Annotated in this window: 17 protein-coding genes; 5 read left to right on the top strand and 12 right to left on the bottom strand. The window is 43.4% G+C overall.

Features of this window, described 5'->3' with window-relative positions:
- Positions 1–2,529, top strand: a 2,529-nt coding sequence (locus AC37HE_RS09530; RefSeq protein ID WP_500782598.1) for a sensor histidine kinase, incomplete at its 5' end; no start/stop codon positions are given.
- Between the two features lie 15 nt (positions 2,530–2,544).
- Here the strand turns inward: AC37HE_RS09530 and AC37HE_RS09535 are convergent.
- The 4 genes from AC37HE_RS09535 to AC37HE_RS09550 are packed head-to-tail and all read right to left on the bottom strand — an operon-like array spanning position 2,545 to position 6,273.
- On the bottom strand, positions 2,545–3,186 hold the full coding sequence (locus AC37HE_RS09535) for a YiiX/YebB-like N1pC/P60 family cysteine hydrolase (protein WP_500782600.1): 642 nt from the start codon (positions 3,184–3,186) through the stop codon (positions 2,545–2,547).
- Between the two features lie 2 nt (positions 3,187–3,188).
- On the bottom strand, positions 3,189–3,605 hold the full coding sequence (arfB, locus tag AC37HE_RS09540; RefSeq protein ID WP_500782601.1) for an alternative ribosome rescue aminoacyl-tRNA hydrolase ArfB: 417 nt from the start codon (positions 3,603–3,605) through the stop codon (positions 3,189–3,191).
- Positions 3,606–3,646: 41 nt separating this feature from the next.
- Positions 3,647–5,539 (bottom strand): DUF294 nucleotidyltransferase-like domain-containing protein, encoded by a 1,893-nt coding sequence (locus tag AC37HE_RS09545; protein WP_500782602.1) that lies wholly within the window; start codon positions 5,537–5,539, stop codon positions 3,647–3,649.
- A 29-nt stretch (positions 5,540–5,568) separates the two neighbouring features.
- Positions 5,569–6,273: a 3'-5' exonuclease gene (locus AC37HE_RS09550; RefSeq protein ID WP_500782603.1), complete on the bottom strand. Its 705-nt coding sequence runs from the start codon at positions 6,271–6,273 to the stop codon at positions 5,569–5,571.
- 253 nt (positions 6,274–6,526) lie between these two features.
- Here AC37HE_RS09550 and AC37HE_RS09555 point away from each other — a divergent pair, with 253 nt between their 5' ends.
- A complete protein-coding gene (locus AC37HE_RS09555) occupies positions 6,527–7,294 on the top strand; it encodes a TIGR00266 family protein (RefSeq protein ID WP_500782604.1) in 768 nt (255 codons plus the stop codon).
- 65 nt (positions 7,295–7,359) lie between these two features.
- Here AC37HE_RS09555 and AC37HE_RS09560 read toward each other — a convergent pair whose 3' ends face one another.
- The 8 genes from AC37HE_RS09560 to yidD form a co-directional block, all read right to left on the bottom strand.
- A complete protein-coding gene (locus AC37HE_RS09560; RefSeq protein ID WP_500782605.1) occupies positions 7,360–8,958 on the bottom strand; it encodes a SulP family inorganic anion transporter in 1,599 nt (532 codons plus the stop codon).
- Between the two features lie 215 nt (positions 8,959–9,173).
- Positions 9,174–10,487 (bottom strand): ribosome biogenesis GTPase Der, encoded by a 1,314-nt coding sequence (der, locus tag AC37HE_RS09565; RefSeq protein ID WP_500782606.1) that lies wholly within the window; start codon positions 10,485–10,487, stop codon positions 9,174–9,176.
- 115 nt (positions 10,488–10,602) lie between these two features.
- Complete coding sequence (gene era / locus AC37HE_RS09570; RefSeq protein WP_500782607.1) at positions 10,603–11,487, bottom strand: GTPase Era; 885 nt, start codon at positions 11,485–11,487, stop codon at positions 10,603–10,605.
- 282 nt (positions 11,488–11,769) lie between these two features.
- The gene (locus AC37HE_RS09575; RefSeq protein WP_500782608.1) at positions 11,770–12,633 is read right to left on the bottom strand and encodes a metal ABC transporter permease; all 864 of its coding nucleotides are present in this window, start codon (positions 12,631–12,633) and stop codon (positions 11,770–11,772) included.
- Positions 12,593–13,375 carry a metal ABC transporter ATP-binding protein gene (locus tag AC37HE_RS09580; RefSeq protein WP_500782609.1) on the bottom strand — a complete coding sequence of 261 codons (783 nt, stop codon included), beginning with the start codon at positions 13,373–13,375 and terminating at the stop codon, positions 12,593–12,595. Before AC37HE_RS09580 ends, AC37HE_RS09575 begins: the two co-directional genes overlap by 41 nt.
- Before the next feature lie 14 nt (positions 13,376–13,389).
- Complete coding sequence (locus AC37HE_RS09585; protein ID WP_500782610.1) at positions 13,390–14,256, bottom strand: metal ABC transporter solute-binding protein, Zn/Mn family; 867 nt, start codon at positions 14,254–14,256, stop codon at positions 13,390–13,392.
- A gap of 185 nt (positions 14,257–14,441) precedes the next feature.
- A complete protein-coding gene (locus tag AC37HE_RS09590; protein WP_500782611.1) occupies positions 14,442–15,176 on the bottom strand; it encodes a sulfite exporter TauE/SafE family protein in 735 nt (244 codons plus the stop codon).
- A gap of 214 nt (positions 15,177–15,390) precedes the next feature.
- Entirely contained in the window at positions 15,391–15,690 is a 300-nt protein-coding gene (gene yidD / locus AC37HE_RS09595; protein ID WP_500782612.1) for a membrane protein insertion efficiency factor YidD, read from the bottom strand.
- A gap of 95 nt (positions 15,691–15,785) precedes the next feature.
- On the opposite strand from yidD, the gene AC37HE_RS09600 reads away from it, so the two are divergent.
- The 3 genes from AC37HE_RS09600 (at position 15,786) to AC37HE_RS09610 (ending at position 18,304) form a co-directional block, all read left to right on the top strand.
- Positions 15,786–16,556 (top strand): ferredoxin--NADP reductase, encoded by a 771-nt coding sequence (locus tag AC37HE_RS09600; RefSeq protein WP_500782613.1) that lies wholly within the window; start codon positions 15,786–15,788, stop codon positions 16,554–16,556.
- A 19-nt stretch (positions 16,557–16,575) separates the two neighbouring features.
- A complete protein-coding gene (gene rlmN, locus AC37HE_RS09605; protein WP_500782614.1) occupies positions 16,576–17,601 on the top strand; it encodes a dual-specificity RNA methyltransferase RlmN in 1,026 nt (341 codons plus the stop codon).
- A 202-nt stretch (positions 17,602–17,803) separates the two neighbouring features.
- Positions 17,804–18,304 (top strand): hypothetical protein, encoded by a 501-nt coding sequence (locus AC37HE_RS09610; RefSeq protein WP_500782615.1) that lies wholly within the window; start codon positions 17,804–17,806, stop codon positions 18,302–18,304.
- The last annotated feature ends 190 nt before the right edge of the window (positions 18,305–18,494 follow it).

The raw sequence follows: 18,494 nt of genomic DNA on the forward strand, positions 1-18,494 counted from the left end.
GTGGTGGAATACAGCGAGAAGTTCATCCGTCGCAAATTATTCTTCTACCTTCACTTAGTACTCATAATCATCTTCGCAGCGCTGTGTATTTACACAAAAGCAACCATCGTTTATATCATCACCCTTCATTTAATCGCGAACCTATCGGTATTTATTCTCCAGAAGACACAGATAAAGCGATTTTCACTTTCGTTTATCATCTATTTTGTATCGCTATACACCTTCTTTTCGCTCATTATCATCCAGTCGAACAACAACGAGAAGCGCTTGCAATTGCAAAAGTTGATGGCGATTACCCAATATTCGGAGCACGATCCGGCAGCGGAAGTTTTCCTCAAAGAGATTCAGCAGAAATTCAGTGTTGACACGGTCATTCCGGAGCTGCTTGCAGCCAATGCCTACCAACAAATTGAGGATTACGTTACCCGAAATTATTTCAACGGTTATTTCAAAAAGTATGATGCCTGGATTACTGTTTGCGGGGGAAGTGACAGTTTACTGGTTCAACCGGACGACCAGATGGTTCCCTGCTACCCGTTTTTCGACCAAATGATTGAAGAATCAGGAACTGAAATTCCCGGAACCAGCTTCTACTATATGAATTATATGGACGGACGAATTTCGTATTTCGGACGATTTACCTTTCCGCTACCGTCCAAACCTTTGGGACTATCCATTTTTATTGAGTTAAAGTCGAAATTGCTGCCTGAGGGGGTCGGTTTTCCCGAGTTGTTGCTCGATAAATCACTTCAGGAGCCTAGCCGGTACCGTAACTTCTCATATGCCAAATATTACAAAAACGAATTGGTTTACCTCAGCGGAGACTATCAATACAATTACTACATCAGCACTTACAACATCGGGAATAGCAAAAAAGAGCTGATCCAACGGAAGTGGGATGGCTACGACCACCTGATTTACAACCTGGGAAATGACAATTATATTATTGTCAGCACTAAGTCTTTTGGGTTTAGCCAATATCTCGTTTCGTTTCCGTACCTGTTTGTTTTCTACTTTGTATTTATCCTACTGATGGTTTTGATTGGGAATGCCAATTACCGGAACCAGGCTTTGATATACGATTTGAAATTCCGGATACAGGCTTCCATTATTGCGATTGTCTTGTTCTCGCTATTGCTGGTTGCTTCAGGAACCATTTACTATAACCTGCGCGAGTACAAGAACAAGCATCAGTCCGACTTAAATGAAAAGATGAAATCGATTGCTGAAGAGATTAACCTTCGCCTGAAGAATGTCGACGAATTTACCCCCGATGTACTCGATTGGTTATGGCAAGACCTGGGAGATTTGTCGAATATTTTCCGCACCGACATTAACATTTACAGTTTTAACGGTGAGCTGATTGCTTCTTCGCGTCCGGAGGTTTTTAACCGGGGAATTATCTCTTCGCGAATGGATGCCGATGCTTTTTATGAGCTGACCGAAAACTACCAAATCAGCATTACCCAGCCAGAAAAAATAGGCAACCTGTCATTCCTGTCCATCTACGAACCAATTATCAACAACCGAGGCGAGTATCTCGGTTTTATCAACCTACCCTACTTCACCCGAGGAGACGAACTAAGGCAGGAAGTGACCACCTTCATTGTGGCCTTCATCAACCTTTATGTGTTGCTTTTCTTCATCAGTGTTGTGGTAGCTTTGTTACTGGCCAACCAGATTACCCGCCCATTGACCTTAATTAAGGAACGTCTGAAGGGCATTCAGCTTGATAAACAAAACGAGCAAATTAGCTATAATGCTGACGATGAAATTGGAGCCTTGGTTAAAGAATACAACCGGAAAGTAGAAGAACTGGCCGATAGTGCAGAGTTGCTGGCACGCACTCAACGGGAAATGGCCTGGCGGGAAATGGCCAAACAAATTGCACACGAAATTAAGAATCCACTAACACCCATGAAGCTGCATATTCAGCATTTGCAGCGAGCTAAATCGTCGAATAGCGAGCAGTACGATGAAATTTTTAACCGTGTAACAAGAACACTTATTGAGCAAATAGATACCCTTTCGGATATCGCTACTGAGTTCTCGAATTTCGCAAAAATGCCAAATGCCAAGAATGAAGTTTTCAACCTATCGAAGCGAATTAAGCAAGTGACCGATCTCTTCGATTCGAATAAAACAATGCAGTTTAAGCTTGCCCCTTGCCAACAGGAAGTGATGGTAAAGAGTGACAAGGAACAACTTTCGCGCGCGATTATTAACCTCATCAAAAATGCCATGCAGTCTATCCCTACGGGTGAAAAAGGTCTTATTGAAATTGGCTTGACGTGTAACGAAACGCATGCAATTATTTCGGTAAAAGACAACGGGGCAGGAATTCCGGAGGGCATCCGATCCCAGTTATTTCAACCAAATTTCACCACAAAAACCAGTGGTATGGGCTTAGGACTAGCCATTGTTAAAAAGATTATTGAATCGGCTAATGGCCGCATTTGGTTTGAAAGCGAACTTAACGACGGAACAACCTTTTTCGTTGAACTTCCCCTTTACAAAGAGATCAACTAAACGACTAAGGAAGGACTATTTCCGGTAGTCCCCCAGACACTCGAGCTTATTGGAAGCTGCCATCCCATTGGGATTACAGCCCGGTTCTCCCTCAGGAATGGCATGCCCAAGCCTGGCGTAATAGTCAACCCAGGTTGGGTAAAAATCGCCCGTTGCCGGATCTTTAAAGGTCATTGGATTTAATTTGAAGACGCTGTCGCTCTCAAAAGCCTTATAAATAAACTCAGAGCAATAATGACTTGAATCAGAAAGCTCATAGCTAAAGTTATAAGGCAGTCCAAGCATCGTTCGTGCCTTCACTAAAGCTGCATCAATCGTTTTTTGCCAAGGTGCTTTTAAACGATAAAGTACGGTTTGAATTGAATCGCCTTCAGGCTTTAAAAAATCAGCCAATGTCACCCGGGAAGTACCTCCTTTCACATCGGCATGCAGCACCCAAACAGAGCCATCATCAGCCACTTCGACCATACCAACATGTGAAAAATGAGTTGCTGCACCTGTTTGTGTTACCTTATCAATCGCCTCCGACAGCTTTCCGGAACTAGCTCCCTGAAACAACAAATCGCCCGACTGCAATTTCTGTTTACTATTTGGCTGGCTACATGACAACAGGACAAGGCTGAGTAGAACACTCATAATTTTGACTTTCTTTTTCATCTTTAAAATCTGATTTTTCCGCGCGTTGATTTCCGGTCCGATCGCATCTTTTTACTTTGCAGGCGTTTCTCAACCGAAGATCGAGTCGGGCGCGTTTTGCGCCTTTTTCGAACAGGCTTCAAGGCCTCGCGCAACAATTGATAAAACCGGCTGACAACCTGTTCTTTATTTTTCAGTTGCGAACGCTCTTCCTGGCTGGTTAGAATAAGAATTCCCTCTGCAGTAATTCGGCTTGCCAATTTTGTCTTTAAAACAGCCTTCTGAAACTCCGTTAGCAGAGCTGAGTTATTGACATCAAAGCGCAACTCAACCCGCGAATTCACCTTATTCACATTTTGGCCCCCCGGCCCGCTGCTCCGCGATGTTTGAAAAACAAACTCTGAACTAAGATCCGGTATGTAGACGATTTGATTTTCCATGGCCAGCCAAAGATAAAGCATTACAGCTAACCGACTAGCCCTTAAACTCTAAATTCGAGATGAATCGTTGTTTGGAAGTCCCTGATGTACTTGAATATCTCACGCAAGGTAGCCTGTTCAACCTTAGCTAACTTCTCCGGTTCAACCAAATTATCAGGTGCTGTAAACTCCTGTAAAATAGAACCGGTTTGCTGTTTCAGACGCATCCCCATCAGGTAATAATAAGCATGTATCAGTTCCTTAAACTGGTAATTGTTTAGAAATCCACCGGCATGCAATTTTTGAATTCGTTTACCGGTATTGGTTTCAATCACCTTATTCTTTAAGGCCAACATACGAACCAGATCAACAATGGGAGTCATGCTCTTTTTGATATCGAAAACCTTTCGCTCATCTTTCGAGAAGGTCCGAATTGATTTGAAAAGGGTCAATTGTGGTTCAAAATGCAGGGCATTGGAGGCCAGGCTATATAAAAATTTAGAGGTTGATTTTTGCAGGCAATCAACCATGTAATCTTTCAATTCGTTAAACAGTTTCTTTTCGCCATAAACAAAGCGACAATCGAAGAAAGTGGCAAATTTGATAACTGTTTCCGGAATCGGTTCATTAATCCATTGGGCATAATTGCCCTTCCAATGCGAAAGTGAATGTGTCCATTTCGGATTTTTGGCCATAAAACCACCTTCACAATAACTAAAGCCAATTTCATTCAGACTCGTTGAAATTCGGGTTGCAAAATCGAGGAAATATTCCCGCACTTCTTCGCGGTGCTCACTGCCCGTATCTTCGTATATAATCGCATTATCCTGATCGGTTACCAAGGTTTGTTCCTGACGTCCTTCACTGCCCATCACCATGAAAGCATACCTGGCCGGCGCAGGTAGCATTTTATGTTTTACCCCTTCGATTACACGAAGCAGAATTTCATCATTAATGGTGGTCACAATCCGGTTGATAATTTCGGCATTCACTCCACGCTCCAGCAATTTCTCAATTAAAGCAGGAACCTTTTGCCACTTATCCTTCAACTCATCAACTGTGTTCGACAGCTTTACCGATTGGATAAATACCAGAGGCGATTGCGCATGTTCGGTTAGCAACCGGTAACGACTGATATACCCGAGGTAACGCTCTCCGTCGGTCACCAGCACAAACTCGTGTTCACTTGGGAATAGGGCAAGCAAAGCCTCATAAAGCAAAGCATCCTTGTGGATGGTTACAAACTTTTTCTGAGCAACCTTTTTTACAGGAGTAGAAGCGGGTAATGCCACTGCCAATACTTTCTTAATCAGAATATCTTTGGTGATGATGCGTTTTATCTGTCCCTCCTTTTCGACATACATGCAATTCAGCTCTTTCTCAACCATCATTGCTGCCACCTCCGAAACAGGCGTATCGGGAGAACAGGTAACCAGTGGACGAGGGAAAATAGTATTGATTCGCCGGGTGAAAATAAAGTCGGCATCGATGAAGTTTCCTTCGCGCGTGCTGTCGCGCTTCACAAAATGAGCATATTCATCGTTCAGCATTTTCTGGCCGAACTGTTCAGTAAAATGATGGAAGAAATCGTCGTAACTCCGGCAAAGCGATTTAAACTCTTCCTTATCCAAACGGGCAACTACCGTTCCTGCACTGGCAATTACCGTCCGAATCGATTTTTTCTTATTCAGCAAAACCGAACTTGCACCATATATGGCTGACTTGTCGTAGAGTTCTTTCAGTTTCAGCACCCCTTCCAAATCATAGAAAGAAGCTTTGTAGTCACCTTCAATAATAACATCAATCGTTTTAAGCTCCGAATCGCCCTGCACATAAACAGTTGTTTCCTGATCGAAGGTGAAAAATTCCATCATCCCGGCAACATCATTCAACACCGTTGACGGAAGCAAATTAAACGGTTGTACTGACTTCAGGAAGTCTTTTTGAATCTTCATAACTCCCACTCACCACAATTAAATGTATCTCAAAATATAAAATAAAGCCCTGCAGCCATTACCGCCAGAGCCAATAAAACAGCTAACCCGATGACCAACCAAACCGGAAACTCCCAGCGTCGCCCGCTCATTCGAATTTGCTGTGTAATTACGCTATCGTTAATTTCCCCACGCTTCACCAACTCAAAGAAACATGCTTTCGTTGCATCAGCATCAATCATGGCATCATGAATTTTTTCCATTGATTTATGAAATAACGATTCGTACAATTGATTTAACCGCAAGTACGAATGCCCGCCAAAAATATCTCTCGACTTACGAGTGTAAAGCATGGTACAGAACTTTGGAAGATGCTCGAAATTTTGAGTTATATGCTCCCTGGTGTAACCAACCTCCATCATTTTTTTATCGAACTCGAGAAAATGACCAACAATCAGTGGTTTATAGATTTCAATATCACTGGCCAAATTATTCAAAACCAGCTTACGATCAACCCCTTTGCCCTCCAAGGTTTGAAGTGTTATTCCATGCAATTTTTCAGCAACCGGGTCAATCTCTATATTTTCATGTTTAATAAAGAAATCGCGCGAACAAACCAAATCCCCGCTTCTCTTGCAGATAATCCATGCAATCTGCAAAATATAAGGCCACTCGTCAACTTTGGCAGTGGGGGTATTCCATCGTCTAGGCATATCCGATGTTTCGGTGTCTATAAACAACACGTATTCATACATCACAATTGGGGTTAGAGTTTAATCTAATGTACAATATTGAGAACGCTAATTTTCACTGTCGCTGAAAATTGCCCGGTAATTCTTCAAAATGTAATTTTCAATTAATATAAAAGAAACCCTCACTGCTAAATACGCATGATGCTGCAACCGGTTCCAAATCATTTACCTGTTCACATCTGCCATTCATCGATTTTAAGCTGTGGAAAACCTTCAATTTTATAAATTCGTTGACAGAAATTGAAAAAGAGACAACATGCAATCACACGAAATTGACTACAAAATCATTGGACACGATGTTCAGCTTGTTGAAGTTGAGCTGGATCCGGGCGAAAAAGTAATCGCCGAAGCCGGAGCCATGATCTATATGGAAGACGGCATTAGCTTTGAAACAAAATTAGGTGACGGATCGAACCCACGTGCCGGCTTTTTCGATAAAATACTGAGTGCCGGGTCACGACTAATTACAGGTGAGTCGCTCTTCCTGACTCATTTTGCCAACCAGGGATGGGGAAAAAAACATGTCGCCTTTTCGGCTCCCTATCCGGGAACAATCATCCCCCTGGATTTAGCCCGTATGGGAGGTCGAATTGTTGTTCAAAAAGATGCTTTTTTATGTGCTGCCTTGGGAACTAAAATATCCATCACCTTTAACCGTCGTCTGGGAGCTGGATTTTTTGGTGGCGAAGGCTTCATCATGCAGCAATTGACCGGCGATGGCAGAGCCTTTATCCATGCCGGAGGAACAGTTATTGAACGTCAGCTAAACAATGAAGTTTTGCGCGTCGATACCGGCTGTATTGTAGCCTATGAGCCACAAATTGATTTCAGCGTTGAGCAGGCGGGGAACCTACGTTCGATGGTTTTTGGCGGCGAAGGAATTTTCTTAGCGACCTTACGCGGAACAGGTAAAGTATGGTTACAATCGATGCCAATTCGAAAACTAATCCGAGAGCTGAGCCCACGCGGAGGCAATCAGCGAAAAGAATCAGGAGGTTTACTCAACCAATTTCTGCAAGACTAAAAACAGAGACATAAAAAACCCGGTTCCAAAGGAGATGGAACCGGGTTTAACCAATAGCAAAAAAACTATGACTCGGCTTTTTGACCGGTCAATTTCTTATAGTGGTCGATGGCCACGAAATAATTCGGGTCCTCAACAATATTCACATCACAAATCTTTTCGGCCTTACGAATCAGACGCGTACAGTCACGGCTTAAGTGGCGAAGATGAATGTTTTTCCCTTCTTTTTGATAACGTTCAGCCACTTTATTAATCGCTTCAATAGCCGACTGGTCCATAATTCGCGATTCTTTAAAATCAATAATCACTTCATCCGGATCGTTTTGAACTTCAAATAGCTGATTAAAAGAAGTTGTTGATCCAAAAAACAAGGGACCTACAACCACATAATGCTTTATTCCGTGTTCATCCATCGATTCCCGGGTGCGAATACGAACTGCATTTTCCCAGGCAAAAACCAAAGCCGAAACAATTACCCCTGCAAATACCGCAATAGCCAGGTCGAAAATCACCGTTAACACAGTCACCAGGATGATGACAACCAAGTCGGCCAATGGAATTTTATTCATGATGCGGAAGGTGTTCCAGGCAAAAGTGCCGATAACAACCATGAACATCACCCCAACCAAAGCCGCAATCGGGATCATTTCAATATAAGTTGAAGCAAAAAGGATGAAGGCTAACAAGCAAACCGCAGCAACAATTCCCGACAAGCGGTTACGTCCCCCTGATTTGATATTAATGATACTTTGGCCAATCATTGCACAACCTCCCATTCCTCCAAACAACCCGTTGATAAAATTGGCAGCCCCCTGAGCAGCACATTCCCGGTTACCACTACCCCGGGTTTCAGTCAATTCGTCCACCAGGTTCAAGGTCATTAATGATTCAATCAAACCAACCGAAGCTAAAATTACGGCATAAGGGAAGATGAACTTCAAGGTTGCAAAATTTAACGGGATAACCGGAATATTGAAGGTTGGCAAACCTGCTTTAATACCGGTACCACCACCAGCCTGAATAAAGGTTTTTACAGTTTCTGTGTCAATTCCACCGAAAATTACCACTGCTGAAACAACCAAAATACCAACCAGTGCCGCAGGAATTGCTTTACTGATTTTCGGCAGCAAAAACATAATTGCCATGGTTAAGCCAACCAGCCCCAGCATGGTCCACAATTGTGAACCCACCATCCATTCGCCTCCCAGCTTAAACATATTGAGCTGAGACAGGAAGATGACAATTGCCAAGCCATTTACAAAGCCCATCATGACCGATGCAGGTACCATACGAATAAATTTTCCTAAACGCAGAAAACCGGCACTCATCTGCAAGATTCCAACTAACAGTAAGGTTGCAAACAGATATTGAAGTCCCATGTTATCGCCGGAAGCTCCCATCGCATTTCCTTGACTGATGAGCGACACCATCACAACAGCAGTGGCTCCGGTTGCTCCGGAGATCATTCCCGGCCGACCACCCAAGATGGAAGTAACAAGCCCCATCATGAAGGCACCATACAACCCAATAATTGGCGAAACACCCGCCACAAAAGCAAAGGCGACTGCTTCGGGAACCAAAGCCAAAGCAACAGTCAATCCGGAAAGGATATCATCTTTGATGCTCCCCTGGTTCTTATCAATAAAGTTGAATTTATATTTCATATTTCTATTTTTTCAAAAGCTGGGTTTCGAGTGAGCGGCAAAAATAGACTTTCAAGTCTAAAATATGCTCTGCAACATACTTTCTCCGGAGATGTTAATAAAGCCTTAATGTGGAGGATGACTGCAAGTTAACTCGACATGAGCCAATAAAACACCATTCAATAAAAAAGGCCTGACCCCATAAAGATCAGACCTTCAGTGTATTTTGATGTCTATTATTTCTTCCTGAAATAGATTTGAATTGGCACGCCTGTAAAATTGAAATGATCACGAATCTGGTTCTCAATATAACGGCGATACGGATCTTTAATATACTGCGGCAAGTTTGCGAACAAGGCAAACGATGGTGTCGGACTTGGTAACTGCGTTACATATTTGATTTTGATGTATTTCCCTTTGATTGATGGTGGCGGATATTTCTCGATCGCTTCCAGCAGTACTTCATTCAGTGTTGAAGTTTTCACCTTTTGCGATTTATTTTGGTACACCTCAACAGCAACTTCCAATGCTTTGAAGATCCGCTGCTTGGTCATGGCAGACATAAAAATGATGGGCACATCGGTAAAGGGAGCAATTCGTTCGTGAATCATCTCGGTAAATTTATTCACCGATGAGTTGTCTTTCTCCATCAGGTCCCACTTATTTACCAAAAGCACAACTCCTTTTTTATTGCGAAGGGCCAGGTTGAAGATACTCACATCCTGCGCCTCAATGCCCCGTTCTGCATCAATCATCACCAGGCAAACATCAGCTTCTTCAATAGCTCGTACTGAACGAAGTACCGAGTAAAACTCAACATCTTCTTTCACCTTGGCTTTCTTCCGTAAACCGGCGGTATCCACCAGGTAAAAATCGTGTCCGAATTTGGTATAGCGGGTGTTGATGGCATCGCGGGTTGTTCCGGCAATATCGGTTACAATGTTACGATCAACTCCGGTTAAGGCATTCACGAAGGATGATTTTCCCACATTGGGACGGCCAACCACCGCAAAACGCGGAATTCCTTCCTCGATCACTTCTTCTTTGTCCCTTTGCGGAAAGGCAGCAACTACATCGTCTAGTAAATCGCCGGTACCGCTACCATTCATACCCGAAATGGGATATAATTTATCACCCAGACCGAGACCATAAAACTCGTGGGCTTCCATGTGGCGCTGTACGTTATCCACCTTATTGACAGCCAGGAAAACAGGCTTATCAACACGACGTAGAATGTTGGCAACAGCCATGTCCAGGTCAGTAATACCACCTTCAACATCAACTGCAAATACAATCACATCGGCCTCATCAATCGCCAGTTTTACCTGTTTGCGAATTTCCTCCTCAAACACATCGTCGGAGTTCACCACATAACCACCGGTATCAATCACCGAAAATTCGACTCCATTCCAGATCGACTTTCCATAGTTCCGGTCGCGCGTAACACCCGCTGTCTCGTTAACGATGGCCTGACGGGACTCAACCAAGCGATTGAAAAAGGTTGATTTACCGACATTTGGTCTTCCTACTATTGCTACAATATTGCTCATTGCTTTTTCTAAAATTTATATGTTCCGGGCTTTCACCCTCCTCTAAGTTTCAAATTTCAAATTCCAGGGTTCAAATTCCAAAGCTGCTTACTGCAACTGAGACTGAACACTGAAACTATTGAAAGTCGTATCCGAATTTACCCAACTGGCGGTCTTTATCGCGCCAGTCTTTGCTTACTTTCACATACAACTCCATAAATATCTTTTTCTGAAAGAACTCCTCCAGATCCTGTCTCGCCTCAGTAGCCACTTTCTTCAATGCTTTACCCTGATGACCAATAATGATACCCTTTTGGCTATCGCGTGCCACATGAATCACACAACGCAGATTCAGGATCTTCGCTTCTTCTTTAAATTCCTCCACTTCAACTTCAACCGAATAAGGCACTTCCTTTTGATAATTCAGCAAAATCTTTTCGCGAATAATCTCCGTAACGAAGAAACGTTCATTCCGGTCGGTCAATTCATCTTTACCAAAATACGGCGGTCCATCAGGCAACAACTCCAGAATCCGATCGAAAATTGGAGCAATATTGAATTTTTCGGTTGCCGAAATCAGGAAGATATCAGCTGCCGGCAGCAAATCGCGCCAATAGTTGTGCAGCTCCATTACCTTTTCCTGGTCTGACAGGTCGATCTTATTAATCAGCACAATAACCGGTGCATTCGACTTGCGAATCTTTTCCAGGTACTGTTCATTTTTATCGGCTTTCTCCACAACATCAGTCACATACAAAATCACATCGGCATCAATCAGAGCAGTATCTACAAAGCTCATCATCGATTCCTGCAACTTATAGTTGGGCTTCAAAATTCCGGGCGTATCCGAGTAAACAATTTGAAAATCTTCACCGTTCACAATCCCTTTAATCCGGTGACGCGTTGTCTGCATCTTTTTAGTAATGATTGACAAACGTTCGCCCACTAAGGCATTCATGATAGTTGATTTTCCGACATTCGGATTCCCGATAATATTGACAAAACCTGATTTATGCGCCATTTAATTAAAAATGAATGATTTAAAAACGCCGCAAAGATAATCAATAAATTGAATTGCAATAGCGATGATCCAGAGACCCAACAGAAATTCTCATCCCTTAGAAATCATTTGCCTTGATCGCTTTTGCCAAGCTGCGGTTTCTTCACTGGTTTAATAACGATCTGTCGCCGGCAGTTCGGGCAAATGTAGATTTCGCAACCGGTACACGCAAAACAATTACCGCACGACCGCTGCAGATCATCTTTCGCATACTGATTATTGCAGCTCAAACAGGTTACCAGATCAGATTCCGGCATTGATTCGCTTTTTACGTTTCTGAAGCAATGAAACCCCTTTTAAAATTCCAAACAGAACCACCAGGGTGAATATGATGGATGCTCCTGATGGAATATCAGCATAAAACGAAAAGAGCAGGCCTGCAAAAGAGCCCAGAAAAGCAAAGCCAACCGAGTAAAGCATCATGTACCGAAAGTCGTGCGTAAACAAATTGGCCATAGCTTGCGGCAGCGTAAGTAAGGACATGATCAGGATGATGCCCACCACACGAATATTCATCACAATGGTTACTGCAATCAGACTAATCAGTATATAGTTGATCAGGTTAACCGGCAAGCCGGTTGTTTTGGCAAATTCCTCATTGAAGGCGACATACAAAATGGCGCGGTACATCAGGATGAAGAAGCCCACCAGTACCAATGACAAAGCTGCCATTATCCAAATTTCAGTCGTCGATACTGTGAGGATACTACCAAACAGGTAGCTCATCAGGTTGGGGGCATAACCCGGTGACAGATAGATAAAAATAATCCCAATCGCCATCCCCAGGGACCACCATATCGCAATCGATGAATCTTCCCGTAACCGACCTTTGCGAGTGAAATATTGAATCCCAAGCCCAGACAAGATCGAGAAGAAAGCCGCCCCAAGAAGCGGATTCCATCCCAGGAAATAGCCAATTCCGATTCCCCCGAATGAGGCATGCGTAATCCCGCCGCTGATGAATACAATTCGGCGCGCAACAATGTAAGTTCCCACAATCCCACAGGTTATGGCAGCAAACAGCGAAGCCCAAAAGGCATTCACAAAGAAGTCGTATCGAAATAAATCAATGATGGTGTCCATGCTCGTGGTTGTGGTTGTGGTCATGTTCGTTATGGAGGCCGAGAACGGTATGCGGCACCTCGCCGTGCGTAATAATTTGCAAAGGACAGTTATACGCGGCCAACTGCTGTGTGCTGATAATGTTACTGGGGTGGTAATGCAATTCGCGGGCTACACAGGCAATGGTTTTCACATAGTACGAAATAGTGCCCACATCATGCGAAACCAGAATGATAGCCATCCGCTCGTTCAACTCTTTGAGCTTTTCGTACAACTCGCTTTCGAATTGGTTATCGACGAAGGTATCCGGTTCATCCAAAATCAAAAGTTCCGGGCGGTTCATCAACGAGCGACACAGGAAAACACGCTGCATTTGTCCTCCGGATAGTTCCCCAATCGCCTTATCGCGCAGATGCAAAACACCCATTTTCTGCAACAAGCTTTCCGCATAAGCAACTTCCTCTTTCTGCTTACCAAACAAGCTAAAGCTGCGGTGGTCTGTTTTTCCCGACCGAACAACATCGAGCACAGTGATCGGAAACCGTTTATCAATTTGGTTGATCTGAGGCAGGTAACCGATGCGGGTTTCCGGAATGTGAAAAATGATTTCACCTTTAGCTGGCTTCACCAGTCCCAACAAAGCTTTAATCAGAGTTGTTTTACCTCCGCCATTTGGTCCGATCACCCCCAGAAAATCCCCTTTGCTGATCGTCAGATCAACATCCTTCAGCACAATTTCGTGATCGTAACTTACTGTCAGGTTTTTTATTTCGAGCAGTTTTTGCATACAGGTTATCGGGGTTACTGAATCGCCTCAGCTTTAGCAATTTTTTGAGCGATAGAGCGTAACTCATCAGCCCAGTTCTCATTCAACGGATCTACCTGGATCACTTCTCCGCCAATCTCCTTCGCCATTTGCCGGGCATTATCCATGTTAAATTCCTTTTGTACAAAAATGGCTTTTATATTTTCATTTTTGGCCATTTCGGCCAATTCTTTGAGATGACGAGGCGAAGGTTCTTTCCCATCGAGCTCCATAGCAATTTGCTCCAGCCCGTAATCGCGGGCAAGGTAGGTTAATGCCGGATGAAAAATTAAGAATTTTTTAGACGGAAGCCGGTCAAAGGTTGACTTTAGCTCAGCATCCAAGATATCAATTTCCTTTTCGAAAGCAGCCAGGTTCTCGGTAAACTGTGTTTTGTACTCCGGTAAAACTGCCACTAAAGCCTTGCAGCTTTCGCGAGCAATTTTCTTCACCTCTGCTGGCGACGACCAGATATGCGGATCGACACCATGCAGGTGAACATGGTCGCCATGCTCTTCTTCTTCACCGGCAATCCAGTCGGCTTTCACTGAACTATCAAAATATTTCAGGTTGGGGTTACTCTCCTGAATTTTATCGACCCAGCCTTCTTCAAATCCGACTTTACCAATGCCAATCCACGCCAATGTTCCCGACAGGCTGGTCATTTGGGATGGCATCAACGAATATAATTCGGGACTGGCTCCGGGGGGCACCAGCACCTGAACATCAACCAGGTCGCCGGCAATTTTTTGAATAAAATATTTTTGAGGCAAAATCGTGACTGCAATGGTCGGTTTATCTGCTTTTTGTGGTCCGGTGCAGGCAACTGCCAGAATAAAGATAAAGACTAAAAGTTTTCTCATGAAAATGTTCCGTGTTCTCGTTTCTATACCAAAGATAATAAGTCGGGCGGAATAATAGGGTTCCAAAGAACCGGACGAAGTATTCCTTCACCTTTTCTTTGTTTTATTGTTTTCCGGCTTTCTGTTTGCTATTGTCCGACTTATAACCGACAAAACCTTGATTTGTTGAAGACACAGACACTTTTTCAGGAGTGGAGCAAAATACGCACGACAATAAACAAGCCCAGCACCATATTCAAATAAAGGATCATCCGTTTAAATTGTGCCTGGTTAACCTTTTTCGACAATACATCACCCAGCTTAGAGCCAAGTAGCATAACCGGGAACAGAAAAACGGCGAATTTCAGCGAAAAGGCAACAAAAATCCCTTTTGCCACATAAAGTGCCGTCGCAATTACAGCATTAATTACGCTAACCAAGGCAAACATTTTGCGAAAACGTTCTTTTGTATAGCCTTTACGATTCATTGCCAATGCAATTGGAGGTCCTCCGATCGACATGCTGGAAGCCATAAAACCACTAAGGAACCCGGCAAAAACGATTGGTTTCTTTTTGCGTGACTCAGGAACTTCCCGTTTGCCGCTCAACAAAAACACCATCGATAGTGAGAATATACTGATTCCGGTGGTCAGCTCCATGGTTTGCTCAGGCAAATATTGGAGGATTTGTACTCCTACAGGAATGCCGATAAAACTGGCGGCAAGCATCGGAAGCAAGTATTTATATTCAATTTTTAGTTTGATATTGGCCAATATATAAATCGAAGTGAACATGTTGAACAGGGTCATTGCAGGAACAAGAGCCTGCATTGGGAAAAAAACTGTAAGGATGGGCAAGGCCAATAAGGCGAAGCCAAAGCCTGTCATTCCCTTTAATAACGAGGCCATCAAGATTACGATCACACTAATCAACCATTCCATAATTTGCCGCTTTAAAGTTTCAGTAAGTATAAATACCTAGCAAAGGTAGCTGAAGTACGTATTTCTAAACAAACGAAAACGACTTTTTATGGTTAACCAAATGTTAAATTTGATTTCCCGAATGTAAATTCTGATTTCATGATTTTAAATCGAGTATCCCCGGATAATAATGGTTATTCCCTGGAACAGAGAGGTAAATCGTAGGTGGCAGAGCCTATTTCGACGATTTGTCCTGCGTCAGATCCATCTTCTTCACCTTGATCTTCCCCGCAGGTGGCACCGGATCGTAGCCATGAGTTCCCCAAGGATGACAGCGGAGTATTCGTTTCGTTGCGAGATAAAATCCTTTGAATGGCCCGTGTATTTTGATCGCCTCAATAGCATATTGAGAACAAGTTGGTGTATGCCTGCACGAATTAGGCAAAATGGGAGAAATGGCTGCCTTGTAAAAGTAAATCGGGACAAGCAGAACCCAGCCAAGAAGCTTTAATATGAAATTAATCGCGCGTTGCATCAGATTTATTTAGGGCAAAGTTAGTAAATATAGTCACAGTGTTCAGTCTCAGTTGGTAGGAACAGGGGTAGGATCCCTCTGGAACTCGTAAGTTTGTGAAATATACCGCCTGTGAAAGAATAATCGACAAACAATTAAAACCAAAAGGCTACCTCCTTGTTTTACAGGCAGACAAATTTGAAAATATGGCTAAAGCCGAAGAATATATTAAGAAAGATCGGGAGCTGTTTGAAGAAACAGTGGTTAATAATGAAGAGATTTCACCAGGCGTATTTTTACTGTCGGTGAAGCGACGGTGGGATTTTCTGCCGGGACAAGTCGTTAAGTTGGCCGTAGATCGGGTGCAGCCACCGCGCATCTACAGTGTATGCAGCGGCAATCACGAATCAGAACTACGCATTCTTTTCAACATTAAGGAAGATGGTTACCTAACTCCGCGACTGGCAACATTGGTCCCAGGCGACAAAGTTCTGCTGACTGAACCTTACGGAAGTTTCATCGGCAATAGTAAGCCGGCCTGGTGGATTGCCACCGGAACCGGAATTGCTCCTTTTTACGCCATGTTTCAATCGGGCTTGTTCGACAACAAGAAACTGATTCACGGAGCAAGCTACCTCAACCAGTTTTATTTTGAAGATGAATTAGACTGGTCGCTGGGTAAGAACTACCAGCGCTGCTGCTCGCGTGAGCAATCCTGCGATGTGTTTCCGGGCCGCGTAACGGATTACCTGAACAGCCTGTCCGAACTACCCAATGATGTTCAGTATTATTTGTGTGGTAAAGCCATTATGGTTGTCGAGGTTCGCGATTTACTAATCGGGAAGGGCGTCCCGTTCGAAAACATTATTGCAGAGATTTATTTTTAACTTTGCAAAAAATTTCAGAATGCAGAAAGAAGCTTTATTTGGAAAAACACTGGAAGAATTGCAAGTCATTTGCGCTGAGCTGGCTTTGCCGAAATTTACAGCCAAACAAATAACCGATTGGTTGTACAAGAAGCAGGTGTCTTCAATCGAAGAAATGAGCAACCTTTCCAAAAAAGCGCGCGAGTTGCTGAATGACAAATACACCTTCGGCCTGACCGATCACACCAAAGTGCAGGAAAGCACCGACGGCACCAAAAAATATTTGTTTCCAACAGCACATGGCAAGTTTGTTGAAACGGCCATGATCCCCGATAAAGATCGAAAAACGGTTTGCGTATCGTCGCAGGTTGGCTGTAAAATGGGATGCTTGTTTTGCATGACTGGTAAGCAGGGTTTCCAGGGACAGTTAACGGCCGGCGAGATTGTCAATCAAATTCGCAATATTCCCGAATGGGAAGAAGTAAGCAACATTGTTTATATGGGCATGGGTGAACCATTCGACAACCTGGACGAAGTGCTGAAAAGTACACAAATACTGACCTCGGATTGGGGATTTGCCATGAGTCCACGCCGCATCACCGTGTCGTCAATTGGTATTGTTCCCGGTCTGGTTCGTTTCCTGAACGAAAGTGAATGTCACCTTGCCATCAGCCTGCATACCCCATTTCATGAGGAGCGCCAGAAATTAATGCCTGTTGAAATTGCTTATCCACTGGATGAAGTGCTGAATGAAATCCGCAACTGGGACTTCGGTCGTCAGCGTCGTGTTTCGTTTGAATACATCGTTTTCCATGGGCTGAATGATACAGCTGCCCATGTTCGGGAGATGGCTCGTATCCTCGATGGAATCAAATGTCGCATTAACCTGATTCGCTTCCACCCAATCCCAAATACACCTCTGAAAGGAACCGACGAAACAACTTTGCTGGAATTTAAAGAAGGACTGGAGAAAAAAGGAATTACCACAACAATTCGTGCTTCCCGCGGACAGGATATTTACGCGGCCTGCGGTTTACTATCGACCAAAGCGCTGGTGAAAAACTAATCCGGAATCAGGCCTGAAACAAGTTTGTAGTTTATCTTAATTTCCAGCGATAATTACACCAAAAAAGAAACCATAGCAAGTCTTCCAAATCGAATTCTACCTAGATTTTTTAACATTTTTAAGCATTTAAGGAGGCCAAAGTCTTCTTCTCTTTTCTTCCAAAATAGTTAACTTGCAATTCCATTTTGCGAAAGCTGGAATTATGGATAAATTATACTGGACAAAAGGATTATTTAAAACGAAGCTGACCGTAACACGTGGCAGCGAGCAGGTTGGCATCATCAATTGGAACAACCTTTTCAGCTCCGATGCACTAGCTACGATAAACGGTCACCGATTTGTACTGAACAGGGATTTCTTTTTGTCGAAACTCGAAATTTCGGATGCCACAAACCAGGCACTTCTCGCTACCATCATGATCAACCTTTTCAATCCAAAAAGCGACTTGGTTTTGAACGGGAAACGCTTTGAGCTGGAGATTAAAAATTTCTGGCAATCGCGTTGGTCGTGGAAATATAACGGACAGGAAATCATTGTCTTCCAAAGCCATGAATTTTTAACAAAAGATCGCGGTAGCATCGAAATTTACACCGCCGACACTGAAGAGCTGGAGGTTTTGATTTTACTTGGGCTATTTATCCGGAACCAATTAGTTTTGTTTATGGTCTTCATTCTTTTCGTCGTCCTGTTTATGCTGATGTAATCCACCCTTCAACTTCCTTTATTATTTTATTTCCTTTTCATTTCCGCCAGGTCGATCTATGGATTTATGCGTGAAATGTGTTTGTTTTGCTCATTCAACACACAAAATAACACACCATGATCGATATTATCCGCCAGCGACGCAGCATCCGGAAATTTACAGAACAACCGGTTGAGAAGGAAAAAGTAAA

The sequence above is a fragment of the Mangrovibacterium sp. genome, from assembly GCF_059905295.1.